The organism is Pseudomonas avellanae BPIC 631, from assembly GCF_000444135.1.
In the GTDB taxonomy this organism is placed as follows: Bacteria; Pseudomonadota; Gammaproteobacteria; order Pseudomonadales; family Pseudomonadaceae; genus Aquipseudomonas; species Aquipseudomonas avellanae.
The window spans coordinates 21,734-35,536 of the sequence record NZ_ATDK01000056.1 but is presented as its reverse complement, the minus strand read 5'-3'; the positions used below and the strand labels follow the sequence as shown (position 1 = coordinate 35,536).

Here is a 13,803-nt window from a genome sequence, read left to right as displayed (position 1 = left end):
AGCGTTACGGCTTGATCAGCGCTTCGACCCGCTTCACCTGGCGATCCAGCGTGGCGCGGTCGGCGCTGCGAACGGTGGCGTGGCCCACCTTACGGCCAGCCTTGAACGCTTTACCGTAGTGATGCAGGTGACAGTCCTCGACAGCCATGACCTTGTCCACTGCCGGCACTTCGCCGATAAAGTTGAGCATGGCGCTCTCGCCGACCTTGGCCGTCGAGCCCAGTGGCAGACCGGCAACCGCCCGCAGGTGGTTTTCGAACTGGCTGCACTCGGCGCCTTCGGTGGTCCAGTGGCCGGAGTTGTGCACGCGCGGTGCAATCTCGTTGGCTTTCAGGCCACCGTCGACCTCGAAGAACTCGAATGCCAGCACGCCGACGTAATCCAGTTGCTTCAACACACGCCCGGCATAATCTTCTGCCAGTGCCTGCAAAGGGTGATCGGTGCTGGCAATGGACAAGCGCAGGATGCCGCTGTCATGAGTGTTGTGCACCAGCGGGTAAAAACGGGTTTCGCCGTCACGCGCACGCACGGCAATCAAGGACACTTCCCCGGTGAACGGCACGAAGCCTTCCAGAAGGCAAGGCACGCTGCCCAGTTCGGCGAACGTACCGAGCACATCGGCTGCCGAACGCAGGACCTTCTGGCCCTTGCCGTCATAACCCAGGGTGCGGGTTTTCAGAACGGCGGGCAGACCAATGCTGGCCACAGCGGCATCCAGGTCGGCTTGCGACTGGATGTCGGCAAACGCCGGCGTCGGAATGCCTAGATCCTTGAACATGCTTTTTTCAAACCAGCGGTCACGCGCGATGCGCAACGCTTCGGCACTCGGGTAGACCGGCACGAACTGCGACAGGAACGCGACGGTTTCAGCCGGAACGCTTTCAAATTCGAACGTTACCAGATCGACTTCATCAGCCAACTGACGCAGATGATCCAGGTCGCCGTAATCGGCACGCAAATGCTCACCCAACGCGGCGGCGCAAGCATCCGGCGCGGGATCGAGAAAGGCGAAGTTCATGCCCAGCGGCGTCCCTGCCAATGCCAACATGCGACCGAGCTGGCCGCCACCGATTACACCGATCTTCATGGAAAAACCTCAGGCGTGGCGTGGGTCTGGATTGTCCAGGACGCTGTCTGTCTGCTCAGTGCGAAATTTCTTCAGCGCTGCGTGAAATTGCGGATGCTTGGCGCCGAGAATGCTTGCCGAAAGCAGCGCTGCGTTGATCGCACCTGCCTTGCCGATGGCCAGCGTCGCTACCGGAATGCCGGCCGGCATCTGCACGATCGACAGTAGGGAGTCGACACCCGAGAGCATGGAGGACTGCACCGGAACGCCCAATACAGGCAGGTGAGTCTTGGCAGCGCACATACCCGGCAAGTGAGCGGCACCACCGGCACCGGCGATGATCACTTCAATACCACGGCCTTCGGCTTCGTCGGCGTACTGGAACAGCAGGTCAGGCGTGCGGTGAGCTGACACCACTTTGACTTCAAAAGGAATGCCGAGCTTTTCCAGCATGTCGGCGGTGTGGCTAAGGGTGGACCAATCGGACTTGGAGCCCATGATCACGCCAACCAGTGCGCTCATCGTCGTGCCTCTCATCGGGCGCCCGCAGGCGCGTCTTAAAACAACAAGCCACGCAGGGAACCGGCGTGGCTTGCTGTACGAATAGTGACCGACTTAGCCGGCCAAAGGCCGCGCAGTATAGCGCAAAGCGCCAGGATGACAGCCCCCTCGGCGACCAACCGCTCAAGGTTTTTGTGAGCGACGGCCACCGGGGCGGGCGGCCTCATGAAAGACCTGCATATGTCCCGCACTTTAGGACAGGGAAGGACTACATCAACAGATGCCAATGCTGATTTACCCGACGCCGAGATTGCTATTAATTAGGGTTATGGCCTGTTTCGGGTCATGCACCCCTATCAAATACTCACGGACGAGTAAAAACATGTTCAAGACAATCGCAAGATCCCTGCTGTTAATCGCTACATTCACGCTGTGCCAGGCCGCACTGGCGCATGACACCTCTAAGCGTCCGCTGTTTTTCTTTCTGCTCATCCATGACGATGTAAAGGAAACCAGCAACGAGCGTCTTGCCGAGGACTACTTTGTCTGGCTGATCAAGGACCTGGAAAGCTTCACGGGTCGTCGCGTCCATTTACAGTTCGTTCGCAACGTTCCAGACGTGACGGACTTTCAGTACAAGAACGAAAACAACGACCAGAATTACGCAGCGTGGAGGAGCGAAATCAATCAGTATTTGATCGATCAAAACCTGCCGCAGAATGGCACCAGCAAGTACCTTTTGCTGACCCAGGACAAGCTGACCGCCAGCACGCTTGGCTTTGCTACCCGGAATGGGCATACGGGCATCGCATCACTGGAAACGTTTACAGCACCTGCACATGAGCTTGGTCATATGCTGGGCGGCACTCACGAACTGGCAGAGGTCATTTACAAAGGTGGCTGGTGGTGCGAAACCAATCTGGTAGCGACCCGCCAAGCCGTACGTGCCAACTGCTACTTCTACAGCGACAAAAACAAGCAAAAAATCGCCTCGAACCTGAGTGAGTTCCCCTGAATGAAGCGCGGGCCGCTTGCCAAGAGCGCCCCGCCTTACGATGACTCTGGTGGCGCCGCGCTTTCAAGCTTGCGCCACAGCAGACGCACATTGGCCTTGCGCACCAGCGCGCAGCGGTACAGACGAATTTCCAGCGGAACGTGCCATTGCGGCCCGCCACACACCACCAATTCACCGCGCGCCAGTTCGGCGCGCACACTCAACTGCGGCACCCAGGCGATGCCCAGGCCTTCAAGCGCCATACTCTTCAGGCTGTCGGCCATCGCCGTCTCGTAAACCGTTGTGAAGCGCAGGTTGCGCTGACGCAGCAACAAATTCACTGAACGCCCGAGAAACGCACCTGCACTGTAGGCAAGCAACGGCACGCTGGCCTCACCTTCCATGTCGAACAACGGCTGGCCCTCGGCATCGGCGGCGCAGACCGGCAGCATCTCGGTATGACCCAGGTGCAGCGACGGGAAGATTTCAGCATCCATCTGCAACGCAGCATCAGGGTCGTAGAACGCCAGCATCAAATCGCAGCCGCCTTCACGCAACGCATGCACCGCGTCACCGACGTTGGTGGCCACCAGACGGGTCGCGATGTTCAGGCCTTCGTTGCGCAGTTGGGCAATCCAGCGAGGGAAAAAGCCCAGTGCCAGCGAATGCGCGGCGGCAACCTGCATGACCTCGCCCTGCCCGCCTTCCAGGTGATGCAGATGCCGCACCACCTCGCCCAGTTGTTCGACCACAGTGCGCGCCGTCACCAGAAACAACTGCCCGGCGGCGGTCAGTTCCACAGGTGTGCGTGAACGGTTAACCAGGACCAGCCCCAGCGCGGCCTCAAGACTGCGGATGCGTCGGCTGAACGCCGGCTGGGTGACGAAACGACGCTCGGCAGCCTGGGAAAAGCTGCGCGTGGCCGCCAGGGCACTGAAATCCTCCAGCCATTTGCTTTCCAGATTCATCAGGTCCTCCCGGACAATGGATGAAGGCCTCGACAGGCATCCTTTTTTAACGACGCCTGTGGGACGAACGACAACTCGGCGCAGATACATGAACAATCGTTATTGATCAGCAGACACGGCACAGGCCGGGTGCGACATTTTGCCCTCTTTACGCACCAAGCGGAATCCAGGTCACACCTGCATTATGCCGTTATTGCATAGCCCAGCGTTTAACAGCATTGGTCAAGCACAGACGACGAGCCCACTATTCGTGGCGTTCCGGCATTGTCCGTGCCTTTCCGAGATTCTTTTTATCATGTCCTCGCCTGCATCATCGCGCATCGAAAAAGACCTGCTGGGTGTTCTCGAAGTACCTGCCAATGCGTACTACGGTATTCAAACCCTGCGAGCGGTGAACAACTTTCACCTCTCCGGCGTGCCGCTTTCGCACTACCCGAAACTGGTAGTAGCGCTGGCCATGGTCAAGCAGGCGGCAGCTGATGCAAACCACCAGCTCGGGCACCTCAACGATACCAAGCATTCGGCGATCAGCGAGGCGTGCGCCCGGCTGATCCGCGGCGACTTCCATGACCAGTTCGTGGTCGACATGATTCAAGGCGGCGCTGGCACTTCGACCAACATGAATGCCAACGAAGTCATCGCCAACATCGCACTGGAAACCATGGGTTTCGAGAAGGGCGAATACAAACACCTGCACCCCAACAACGACGTGAACATGGCGCAGTCTACCAACGACGCCTACCCGACCGCGATCCGTCTGGGTCTGCTGCTGGGTCATGACGCTCTGCTCGCCAGCCTTGCCAGCCTGATTCAGGCATTCGCCGCCAAGGGCGAAGAATTCAACCATGTGCTGAAGATGGGTCGCACCCAGCTGCAGGACGCCGTTCCAATGACCCTTGGTCAGGAATTCCGCGCCTTTGCCACCACCCTGACAGAAGATCTCAATCGTCTGCGCAGCCTCGCACCCGAGCTGTTGACCGAAGTAAACCTGGGCGGCACCGCCATCGGTACCGGTATCAATGCCGACCCTGGCTACCAGAAACTCGCCGTCGACCGTCTGGCGCTGATCAGCGGCCAGCCGCTGGTTCCGGCAGCCGACCTGATCGAAGCGACCTCCGACATGGGCGCGTTCGTGCTGTTCTCCGGCATGCTCAAACGCACTGCGGTCAAGCTGTCGAAGATCTGCAACGACCTGCGCCTGCTGTCCAGCGGCCCGCGTACCGGAATCAACGAAATCAACCTGGGCGCGCCAGCCAGGCAGCTCGATCATGCCTGGCAAGGTCAACCCGGTGATCCCGGAAGCGGTCAATCAGGTGGCCTTCGAGATCATCGGCAACGACCTGTCGCTGACCATGGCAGCCGAAGGCGGCCAGTTGCAGCTCAACGTGATGGAGCCGCTGATCGCCTACAAGATCTTCGACTCGATCCGCTTGCTGCAGCGCGCCATGGACATGCTGCGCGAACACTGCATCGTCGGCATCACCGCCAACGAACAGCGCTGCCGCGAACTGGTCGAGCACTCGATCGGCCTGGTCACCGCACTGAACCCGTACATCGGTTATGAAAACTCCACCCGTATCGCCCGTATCGCGCTGGAAACCGGCCGTGGCGTACTGGAGCTGGTCCGTGAAGAAGGTCTGCTCGACGACGCCATGCTCGACGACATTCTGCGGCCGGAAAACATGATCGCTCCACGTCTGGCCCCCTTGAAGGCCTGACAGGAATGTCCTGCGCAACACGCTCACCAGATTGAGGGCCTAGACACCCCTCAATTTTTTGAGGGTCTGGGAGTGATTCTCCAGACCCTTTTTTTTGCCTGCTGCAAAGGGCTCGGATGCTTGACCCAGAGCCTGCGGCAACCTGCTTCCAAGGAGCGATCCGCAGGAGCATTCATTCATCGTCGCGAATGAAGAATCAGCCTCACAAGAAAGCGACTACAGACGTAAAAACTTTGCACCGGTATAGTGCGCCCCCTCAAAAGTAGCGAGGAATAACAAAAATGTTGGAAATGATTAACGACTTTCTCTCCGGTAAGGTACTGATCGTACTTATCGTTGGCCTGGGTAGTTACTTCACGATCCGCTCGCGTTTCGTCCAGTTTCGACACTTCTTCCACATGTTCTCGGTTTTCCGCGACAGCCTGCGCAGCAGCGCCGGTCAGCTGAGTTCGTTTCAGGCCCTGATGCTCAGCCTTGCGGGCCGCGTTGGTGCAGGCAACATTGCAGGCGTCGGCATTGCCGTGACGCTGGGTGGCCCGGGTGCCGTGTTCTGGATGTGGATCACCGCACTGGTCGGCATGTCCAGCAGCTTCATCGAGTGTTCACTCGCCCAGCTCTACAAGCGCAAGGATTCCGAAGGTCAGTTCCGCGGCGGTCCGGCGTATTACATCCAGCACGGTCTGGGCAAACGCTGGCTGGGTATGGTCATGGCCGTACTGCTGCTGGTGACCTTCGGCTTTGCCTTCAACGGCCTGCAATCCCACGCTGTGACCGACTCGCTGAAAAGCGCGTTCAACGTCGACACCAAAACCACCGGCATCTGTCTGGTTGTGTTGCTGGGTCTGGCGTTCGTCGGTGGCATCAAACGTATCGCAGCGATTTCCGACCTGCTGGTCCCGGTCAAGACCCTGATCTACATCGCGGTCACCATCTACGTCATCGTTCTGCAGATCGACCACGTGCCCGGCATGCTGATGACCATCGTCAGAAGCGCCTTCGGCCTTGACCCGGTATTCGGTGGCCTGATCGGCAGCGCGATCGTGATGGGCGTCAAGCGTGGCGTGTTTGCCAACGAAGCCGGTCTGGGCAGTGCGCCCAACGTGGCGGCTGTAGCGCATGTAGAACACCCGGTGGCACAGGGCGTGGTTCAGGCGTTCAGCGTGTTCCTCGACACCTTCGTCATCTGCACCTGCACCGCCCTGCTGATCCTGCTGATCCTGCTGTCGGGTATCTACGACATCGGTTACGACGGCAACGGTATCGTGCTGGCGCAAAACTCGCTGGCCGCCGTGGTCGGTGACTGGGGCCGAATCTTCATCAGCGTGGCGCTGGCGTTGTTCGTCTTCACCTCGATTCTCTACAACTACTACCTGGGCGAAAACAGCCTGCGGTTCCTGTTCGGCGAGAAGATCCAGACCATCATCATCTACCGTATCGCGGTGCTGGTGCTGATCATGTGGGGCGCTGTCGTCGACCTGAAAGATGTATTGGCCTTCGCCGACATCACCATGACCATGCTGGCGTTCGTCAACCTGATCGCACTGGCGATGCTGTTCAAAGTCGTCAAGCGTATCCTCAACGACTACGATGCGCAGCGTCGGGCAGGCATCAAGACGCCAGTGTTCGACTCCAGCCAGTTCCCTGATCTGGACCTGGACCGTAGCGCCTGGCCGGCCAACCCGAGCCGTCAGTCGACACACGATGCCGAACCGGCAGGCAAGCCTGCGCCTGAAGCCCGATAACCCACGCGACATTACGCCGGAGAAGACCCATGAATCATGATGCACATCAACCCGCTCAGCGAGTCATGGTTCTTTACACCGGCGGCACCATCGGCATGCAGGCCAGCGCCAATGGCCTGGCCCCCGCCTCGGGGTTTGAAGCGCGGATGGCCGGGCAACTGGCCGACCACCCCGAGCTGCGGGTGCCGCAGTGGCGCTTTCGCGAGATGTCGCCCCTGATCGACAGCGCCAACATGACCCCCGCCTACTGGCTGCGCCTGCGTGAGGCGGTGATCGAGGCGGTGGATGTCGAGGGCTGCGACGCGGTGCTGGTGCTGCACGGCACCGACACCCTGGCGTACAGCGCCGCCGCCATGTGCTTCCAGCTATTGGGATTCAGCGCGCCAGTGGTGTTCACCGGTTCCATGCTGCCTGCCGGTGTGCAGGACAGCGATGCCTGGGAAAACGTCAACGGTGCCCTGCTCGCGCTGGGTTCCGGCCTGGTGTCGGGCGTTCAGCTGTATTTCCACGGGCAACTGATGACGCCTGTGCGCTGCGCAAAAATTCGCAGCTTCGGTCGTCAACCGCTCGCGCCACTGCAACGCTCGCGCGGCGGTCATGCGGTGGTTTCGCTGCCTGATGCACTGGATTACCGGCGAACCAAGGCGCAAGCCAGGGTCGCTGTATTGCCGTTGTTTCCAGGCGTCGGCGCAGCCCAGCTGGACGGACTGGTTAACAGCGGTATCCAGGGCCTGGTACTCGAATGCTTCGGCAGCGGCACAGGGCCCAGTGATGATGCGCAGTTTCTGGCCAGCCTGGAGAACGCTCGCGCGCTGGGTGTCTGCGTGGTCGCGATCACTCAGTGCCATGAAGGTGGTGTCGAGCTGGATGTGTATGAGGCAGGAAGCCGTCTGCGCGGTGCAGGTGTGCTTTCTGGTGGTGGCATGACCCGTGAAGCAGCGCTTGGCAAGTTGCATGCGCTGCTCGGTGCCGGCCTGACCACCGAAGAAGTTCGGCGTCTGGTCGAGCTGGACCTGTGTGGCGAGTTGCGTTAAGCCGCGGTAACTTTTCTGCTGTAGCCGAGGCGCTCCGCACATGCGGAGCACCTCCCCCTCTTACGACGCCTTGCTTTCCTCCTGGGCGCCCCTGAGCATCGAATCCAGATTGCGCTCGATGTTTTCGCACAACGCATTCATCTGAATCACATGCTCACTGGCACGGAACGGGCTCTGCAGGTCGGTGCCGATCTTCTCGATGGCCAGCAGCATGAAGCCCACCACGGTGGAGGCCAGCGGCGTGAACCAGCCCAGGGTTTCCACCAGACCAATCGGCACGATCAGGCAGAACAGCGTGATGAACAGCCTCGGGAAGGCCACATACGGATAAGGCAGAGGCGTGTTGGCGATCCGTTCCATGCCGCCCTGGCAGTTGGAGAGATCGACCATGGTCGACTCCAGACGCGCCAGTCGAATACTGTCCAGACGCCCTGCCTGATATTCCTTGGCCAACAGTGCAGCCGAGGTGTTGAGCAGGTCGTTGGGGAAGTTGTTGGTATCGCGACGGCGTTCAAATTCCTCGCGGGGGATCAGCATCTGAATCTCGTCGCCCGGCTCAACGCCCTTCAAGTGCGCGGACAGGCACTTCACGTAGGCCACGTGGCGACGCAACAAAATGGCCTTGACCGGATTGATGCCGTCGTCGTCTTCGACCAGCGTCAGAACCTGACGGGCGAAGCTGCGTGAGCTGTTGACCATCGCGCCCCACAAGGTGCGCGCTTCCCACCAGCGATTGTAAGCACTTGAATTGCGAAAGCTGGTCAGCACCACCAGCGCCGAACCGAGCAGGGTCAGCGGCAAGGACGGCAGGCTGATCTTGCGATCAAGGAACAGCATGAAATCGACGGTGACGATCACGTCCCAGATCAGCAGCCAGAACAGCGACCAACCGACGTAACCAATGGTTTTGCCGAGAAAACGGACTTTTGACATGATCGTTTGCTGCAAAGGACTACCCCACGATAAATAAGCGAGCGCGCATTCGGACCGCTATTGCATGGCCTTTGAATGCCAATTCAGTAGATGGTTCGCACACGGCCCGCTTTATCTCGGGGCTTGGGGCGTTCTTAACAGCCAGTCAGCGCCACTTGCGGGCGTTCACCCGTGAAGAAAATCGGCCGCAACCGGACGCCGATGACGTTACCGGCATAGGCTGCGACCAGCCACAGCCAGCCGTGCAGGCTGCCCGAAGCGATCCCGCTGAAATACGCGCCGATATTGCAGCCATAAGCCAGACGCGAGCCATAACCCAGCAGCAACCCGCCGATGACCGCCGCCACCAGCGAACGCGTAGGGATGTCCAGGCTCGGTGCAAAGCGACCGGCCAGCCCTGCTGCCAGCAAGGCACCGAGCATGATGCCGATGTCCATCACGCTGGTGATGTCTTCCCACACCGGGGCCGCCAGCGCCTTGGCATTCGCGGCGCTTTGCCAGAACACCCAACTGCCGACGTCCACGCCTAGACCACTGGCAGCCTTGGCGCCCCACAACGCGAACGCCGAGGTGATCCCCCAGGGGCGGCCCGCCAACGCCAGTGTCGCGTAATTCAGAAGCGCCAATGCCACAGCGCCCCAGACCAGAATCCACGGCCCACGCAACACGCGAGACAAACCGCGATGCTCAGTGGTCACCGGCGCTTCAAGCTGGCCATGACGACGCTTTTCGAGCTTCACGGTCACCAACGCAATCAAGGCAAACAGCGCAAGGTTCACGATCAGCGCAGGCAGCACGCCGAAGGTCTTGACCACCGAAACCGCCGGGAACGCAGGCAGCGCAAACCACCAGTCCACATGATGGGTAGCGATCAACGAACCGAGGATGAAAAACAGCAGCGTCACCAGCATCCGCGCGTTGCCGCCACCTGCGGTGAACAGCGTACCGGACGCACAACCGCCGCCCAGTTGCATGCCGATACCGAAAATAAACGCACCCACCACGACTGAAACGCCTACCGGTGCAACCAGCCCAGTGACAGGCTGGCCAAACAGCGTGCCCGCACCCAATGCCGGGAAAAACAGCACCACGGCCACTGCCAGCATGACCATTTGTGCGCGTAGGCCCGCCCCGCGCCGCTCACGGATAAACACCCGCCAGGCCGAGGTGAAGCCGAATGCCGCGTGATACAGCGTCACGCCCAGCGCGGCACCGACGATCCACAGCATCACCTGGCGAGTGCCGACACTGAGCAGCAGAAACTGGGCACCCATCAGCAGCAGGAACAGCGCAGCCAGCGGCGCGCCGAACTTGCGTCCGGGTGTTGCGAGAAGAGAGTTGTTCATGGGTATCTCAATGACAAGTTGCAGAAAGTGCAGAGTATACGGGTACTGCCGACCTACTCCGACCAGACCGTGCGCAGCCTGTTCAGCGCATCCGCGATAGCGGGCTCAGGCACAGCGGCAAAGCCCAGCACCAGACCGGCGCGGTTATCCACAGGCTCGTCGGAATCGGGCAGCCAGTATCCACTCAATGGGCTCATCTCCACGCCAACGCCTCTGGCTTTGGCAATCAGCGCCTGCTCGCGCGCAACGCTGTCGACCTTGACCATTACGTGCAGGCCCGCCACAACTTTGGGCATTGCCGTGCAGCCGGGAATATCGTCAGGCCAGCCGGCCAGCAGCGCATCACGACGAATCAGGGCCGCGCGGCGCATGCGGCGGATGTGTCGCTGAAAATGCCCTTGGGCAATAAATTGCGCCATGACCGCCTGCACGCCGATCTCGGTATGGCGCATTTCCACCGCCTTGCGCTGGCTGAATGGACGCACCAGATGCTCGGGCAGCACCAGATAGCCGAGGCGCAGCGCCGGGAAGGCAATCTTGCCGAACGTCCCGACGTAAAGCACTCGCCCGCTCTGATCGAGCGCAGCCAAGGGTGCCAAGGGCGATCCGCTGTAGCGGTACTCGCCGTCGTAATCGTCTTCGACGATCCAGCTCTGGTTTTTCTCGGCCCAGGCCAGCAATTCCAGACGCCGGGCCAGGCTCATGACCACGCCTGTAGGGTATTGATGCGAAGGCGTAACGTACGCCAGCCGACAGTCTGTTCGCTCAAGGTCGGCGCAACGCATGCCCTCGCTGTCCACCGCTATACCTTGCAAACGCGCGCCCGCCAGTGCGAACGCATGACCCGCCGCGCGATAGCCCGGATTTTCCACGGCAACGCCCCCGCCTGGCGTCACCAGTAGCTGTGCACAAAGGCTGATTGCGTGCTGCGCGCCACTGGTGATCACAATTTGTTCAGCGGTACAGCCCAGCCCTCGCGAGGAACGAAGATACGCCGCAACCAGTTCCCGCAACCGCCACTCTCCGGCTGCGGCGCCATAGCCCAGTTGATCGAGATTTGGCTTGCACCAAAAAGACGCATACAGCTTGCCCCACAAGGCGAACGGGAAAAGATCAAATGCGGGAACGCCAACGCGAAAGGCCTTGGGCCGGTCATCCGGGGGCTCGTTCAGTCGGTGCTTTTCAAGCAGTTGCAGCGCTGGGTTGTGGATAACTTGATCCGGCAGATCCGACGGCTTCCCAGCTGAAAATGTGGACAAACCTGTGCATAACCCTGTGTGAAAACCTGTGGGTAAGTTGGTGGATAGTTTTCCGGGAGCATTGCGCTGAAGCGCAGCGTTACGTTTGGCCAGTTGGGCGACATAAGTACCATCGCCAATGCGCCCTTCAATGAAACCTTCGGCGTATAGCTGATCGAAGGTGCGCATCACGCTGTTGCGAGAAATCGCCAACGATTTTGCCAAGTCTCGACTGGCCGGCAGGCGCATGCCGCTGCTCAGGCGTCCGTCGAGGATTTGCCGACGCAGAATTTCATACAGCTGCTTGCTAAGGCCTTGGCGTGGGTCCAGTTCGATACCGATAAGCGTGGGTGGAAACGCAACGCGGTCTACTGACATTCGATTGGCCCTGTGAAATCTATAGAAAATGGATCTTACAAGAGACCAATAGCTTGCCTAGGATTCCCTCATCGGCCGAGGAAAATAGTTATGTACATACCCAATGCCTTCAGGGAAAACGATACAGACAACCTTCAGGGGCACATGGACCAGACTCGCCTGGCCATTCTCGTCACCCAAGGCGACGATGGCTTGCAGGCGACCCACCTGCCGCTGCTGTTACGCCGCGATGAAGGTCCGTATGGCACGCTCTACGGGCACATGGCCAAGGCCAACCCGCAATGGCAGCAACTGCATGCCGACGTCGAGGCACTGGTTATTTTCCCGGGTGAAGATGCCTACGTGAGCCCGTCGTTCTACCCGAGTAAAGCGGAACACGGCAGGGTCGTGCCCACCTGGAATTATCTGGCCGTGCACGCCTATGGTCAGGCCGAGTGCTTTACCGACCCCGACCGGCTGCATCAACTGCTTGACGACCTCACCAATCGGCACGAGTCCAGTCGCGCCCAACCGTGGTCGATCAACGATGCGCCCGCGGACTACCTTGCAAAGATGCTCGGCGCCATTGTCGGGTTTTCCATTCCCGTTCAGCGCCTGCAAGGTAAACGCAAACTCAGCCAGAACCGCAGCGCTGAGGATATGGCCGGTGTACGCGACGCTCTTGGTGCAAGCCACAATGCAAATGACCAACAAATCGCTCGTTTGATGAGCGGATGGAGACCTTCATGACCGACGTCCGGATTCGCCCCGTCGCTGCCGACGATCATCAGGCCTGGCTGCCGTTATGGCAGGCCTATCTGAGTTTTTACAAAACCGAACTGCCCGAAGGCGTGAGCGAGATCACCTGGCAACGCTTTCTCGACCCCAGCGAGCCGACTCATTCGGCGCTGGCCTGGCTGGATGGCAAAGCGGTGGGCATGGTGAACTTCATCTATCATCGGTCCAACTGGAGCATTAACAACGCCTGTTACCTGCAAGACCTGATCGTCACTCCCGGGCAACGCGGGACGGGCGTTGGCCGGCGACTGATCGAGTTTGTCTACGCCACGGCCAAGGCCGATGGCTGCGACAAGGTGCACTGGCTGACCCATGAAACCAACGCCACTGCCATCCAGTTGTATAAGCGGATTGCTGATCGCGGCGGGTACATCCAATTTCGTAAAGCACTCTGAAACAGGAAGTGATTCATGTCGGACATCATGCTGGATTGGCAAGCCGCAGCGCTGCCCACTGATAAAACGCTTGCCGGCCGGTTTATTCGTTTGGAGAAGCTCGATACGTCACGTCATGGCGATGACTTGTGGGCCGTGCTCCAAGGCCCGGATGCGGACCTCAAGTTGTGGGATTATCTGCCTTACGGTCCTTTCATCGAACGCATCGACTTTGACGCCTGGCTGACCGGGCATCAGGCGGCATCCGATCCTTGGTTCTACACCGTGATCGATCAAAAGACCGGCAAGGCCGAAGGCGTGATCAGCCTGATGTCGATCTTTGCAGCACATGGCCGAATCGAAATAGGCCACGTCACGTTCAGCGCCGCCATGCAACGCCCCCCCAAAGGCACCGAAGCCGTTTACCTGCTGGCCAGAGAAGCCTTTGCGCTGGGCAATCGACGCGTGGAATGGAAATGCAACGCCAACAACGCCCGCTCCAAACGCGCTGCCGAGCGATTCGGTTTCAGCTATGAAGGCACCTTTCGCCAACACATGGTCGTGAAAGGCCTGAGCCGAGACACCGCGTGGTACTCGATGCTCGACAGCGAATGGCCTGAACGGCAAAAGGCATTCGAGCACTGGCTGGCGGTGGATAACTTCGCGGACGGGCAGCAGATCAAAGGGCTTGAAGCGTTTCGATGAAGGAACGACGCTTAGCTTGTGTGTGAGCG

Annotated in this window: 12 protein-coding genes and 1 pseudogene; 7 read left to right on the top strand and 6 right to left on the bottom strand. The window is 59.8% G+C overall.

Annotated elements, in window-relative coordinates; translation table 11 throughout:
- Window positions 1–4: 4 nt before the first annotated feature.
- A complete protein-coding gene (locus DW49_RS0104280; protein WP_005621860.1) occupies window positions 5–1,087 on the bottom strand; it encodes a 5-(carboxyamino)imidazole ribonucleotide synthase in 1,083 nt (360 codons plus the stop codon).
- A 9-nt stretch (window positions 1,088–1,096) separates the two neighbouring features.
- A complete protein-coding gene (purE, locus tag DW49_RS0104275; protein ID WP_003340324.1) occupies window positions 1,097–1,588 on the bottom strand; it encodes a 5-(carboxyamino)imidazole ribonucleotide mutase in 492 nt (163 codons plus the stop codon).
- A 361-nt stretch (window positions 1,589–1,949) separates the two neighbouring features.
- Here purE and DW49_RS0104270 point away from each other — a divergent pair, with 361 nt between their 5' ends.
- Window positions 1,950–2,582, top strand: a complete 633-nt coding sequence (locus DW49_RS0104270) for a hypothetical protein (RefSeq protein WP_005621864.1) — start codon at window positions 1,950–1,952, stop codon at window positions 2,580–2,582.
- A gap of 35 nt (window positions 2,583–2,617) precedes the next feature.
- Here the strand turns inward: DW49_RS0104270 and DW49_RS0104265 are convergent, their stop codons facing one another.
- A complete protein-coding gene (locus tag DW49_RS0104265; protein WP_005621865.1) occupies window positions 2,618–3,529 on the bottom strand; it encodes a LysR substrate-binding domain-containing protein in 912 nt (303 codons plus the stop codon).
- Window positions 3,530–3,824: 295 nt separating this feature from the next.
- On the opposite strand from DW49_RS0104265, the pseudogene aspA reads away from it, so the two are divergent.
- The 3 genes and pseudogenes from aspA (at window position 3,825) to DW49_RS0104250 (ending at window position 8,023) form a co-directional block, all read left to right on the top strand.
- Window positions 3,825–5,247 (top strand): annotated as a pseudogene (aspA, locus tag DW49_RS01000000128030) (aspartate ammonia-lyase).
- Between the two features lie 281 nt (window positions 5,248–5,528).
- The gene (locus DW49_RS0104255; RefSeq protein ID WP_005621867.1) at window positions 5,529–6,989 is read left to right on the top strand and encodes an alanine/glycine:cation symporter family protein; all 1,461 of its coding nucleotides are present in this window, start codon (window positions 5,529–5,531) and stop codon (window positions 6,987–6,989) included.
- A gap of 29 nt (window positions 6,990–7,018) precedes the next feature.
- Window positions 7,019–8,023, top strand: coding sequence for an asparaginase (locus DW49_RS0104250; protein ID WP_005621869.1), 1,005 nt, complete (start codon window positions 7,019–7,021; stop codon window positions 8,021–8,023).
- Between the two features lie 60 nt (window positions 8,024–8,083).
- Here the strand turns inward: DW49_RS0104250 and DW49_RS0104245 are convergent, their stop codons facing one another.
- The 3 genes from DW49_RS0104245 to pdxR all read right to left on the bottom strand — a co-directional run bounded on the left by DW49_RS0104245 (window position 8,084) and on the right by pdxR (window position 11,918).
- On the bottom strand, window positions 8,084–8,956 hold the full coding sequence (locus tag DW49_RS0104245; RefSeq protein ID WP_020318392.1) for a bestrophin family protein: 873 nt from the start codon (window positions 8,954–8,956) through the stop codon (window positions 8,084–8,086).
- 134 nt (window positions 8,957–9,090) lie between these two features.
- A complete protein-coding gene (locus DW49_RS0104240; protein ID WP_005621873.1) occupies window positions 9,091–10,302 on the bottom strand; it encodes a YeeE/YedE family protein in 1,212 nt (403 codons plus the stop codon).
- 53 nt (window positions 10,303–10,355) lie between these two features.
- The gene (gene pdxR, locus DW49_RS0104235; RefSeq protein ID WP_005621875.1) at window positions 10,356–11,918 is read right to left on the bottom strand and encodes a MocR-like pyridoxine biosynthesis transcription factor PdxR; all 1,563 of its coding nucleotides are present in this window, start codon (window positions 11,916–11,918) and stop codon (window positions 10,356–10,358) included.
- A gap of 90 nt (window positions 11,919–12,008) precedes the next feature.
- Between pdxR and DW49_RS0104230 the strand changes: the two genes are divergently transcribed.
- The 3 genes from DW49_RS0104230 to DW49_RS0104220 are packed head-to-tail and all read left to right on the top strand — an operon-like array spanning window position 12,009 to window position 13,774.
- Window positions 12,009–12,647 carry an FMN-binding negative transcriptional regulator gene (locus DW49_RS0104230; RefSeq protein ID WP_005621878.1) on the top strand — a complete coding sequence of 213 codons (639 nt, stop codon included), beginning with the start codon at window positions 12,009–12,011 and terminating at the stop codon, window positions 12,645–12,647.
- A complete protein-coding gene (locus DW49_RS0104225; RefSeq protein WP_005621880.1) occupies window positions 12,644–13,090 on the top strand; it encodes a GNAT family N-acetyltransferase in 447 nt (148 codons plus the stop codon). Before DW49_RS0104230 ends, DW49_RS0104225 begins: the two co-directional genes overlap by 4 nt.
- Window positions 13,091–13,105: 15 nt before the next feature.
- A complete protein-coding gene (locus DW49_RS0104220; RefSeq protein ID WP_005621882.1) occupies window positions 13,106–13,774 on the top strand; it encodes a GNAT family N-acetyltransferase in 669 nt (222 codons plus the stop codon).
- Window positions 13,775–13,803 lie beyond the last annotated feature (29 nt).

Bases quoted from the DNA above. Each gene is read 5' to 3' on its own strand.
- DW49_RS0104265 (WP_005621865.1), bottom strand. From the start codon at position 3,529: ATGAATCTGGAAAGCAAATGGCTGGAGGATTTCAGTGCCCTGGCGGCC.
- DW49_RS0104280 (WP_005621860.1), bottom strand. From the start codon at position 1,087: ATGAAGATCGGTGTAATCGGTGGCGGCCAGCTCGGTCGCATGTTGGCA.
- DW49_RS0104230 (WP_005621878.1), top strand. From the start codon at position 12,009: ATGTACATACCCAATGCCTTCAGGGAAAACGATACAGACAACCTTCAG.
- purE (WP_003340324.1), bottom strand. From the start codon at position 1,588: ATGAGCGCACTGGTTGGCGTGATCATGGGCTCCAAGTCCGATTGGTCC.
- DW49_RS0104225 (WP_005621880.1), top strand. From the start codon at position 12,644: ATGACCGACGTCCGGATTCGCCCCGTCGCTGCCGACGATCATCAGGCC.
- DW49_RS0104255 (WP_005621867.1), top strand. From the start codon at position 5,529: ATGTTGGAAATGATTAACGACTTTCTCTCCGGTAAGGTACTGATCGTA.
- pdxR (WP_005621875.1), bottom strand. From the start codon at position 11,918: ATGTCAGTAGACCGCGTTGCGTTTCCACCCACGCTTATCGGTATCGAA.
- DW49_RS0104240 (WP_005621873.1), bottom strand. From the start codon at position 10,302: ATGAACAACTCTCTTCTCGCAACACCCGGACGCAAGTTCGGCGCGCCG.
- DW49_RS0104220 (WP_005621882.1), top strand. From the start codon at position 13,106: ATGTCGGACATCATGCTGGATTGGCAAGCCGCAGCGCTGCCCACTGAT.
- DW49_RS0104245 (WP_020318392.1), bottom strand. From the start codon at position 8,956: ATGTCAAAAGTCCGTTTTCTCGGCAAAACCATTGGTTACGTCGGTTGG.
- DW49_RS0104270 (WP_005621864.1), top strand. From the start codon at position 1,950: ATGTTCAAGACAATCGCAAGATCCCTGCTGTTAATCGCTACATTCACG.
- DW49_RS0104250 (WP_005621869.1), top strand. From the start codon at position 7,019: ATGAATCATGATGCACATCAACCCGCTCAGCGAGTCATGGTTCTTTAC.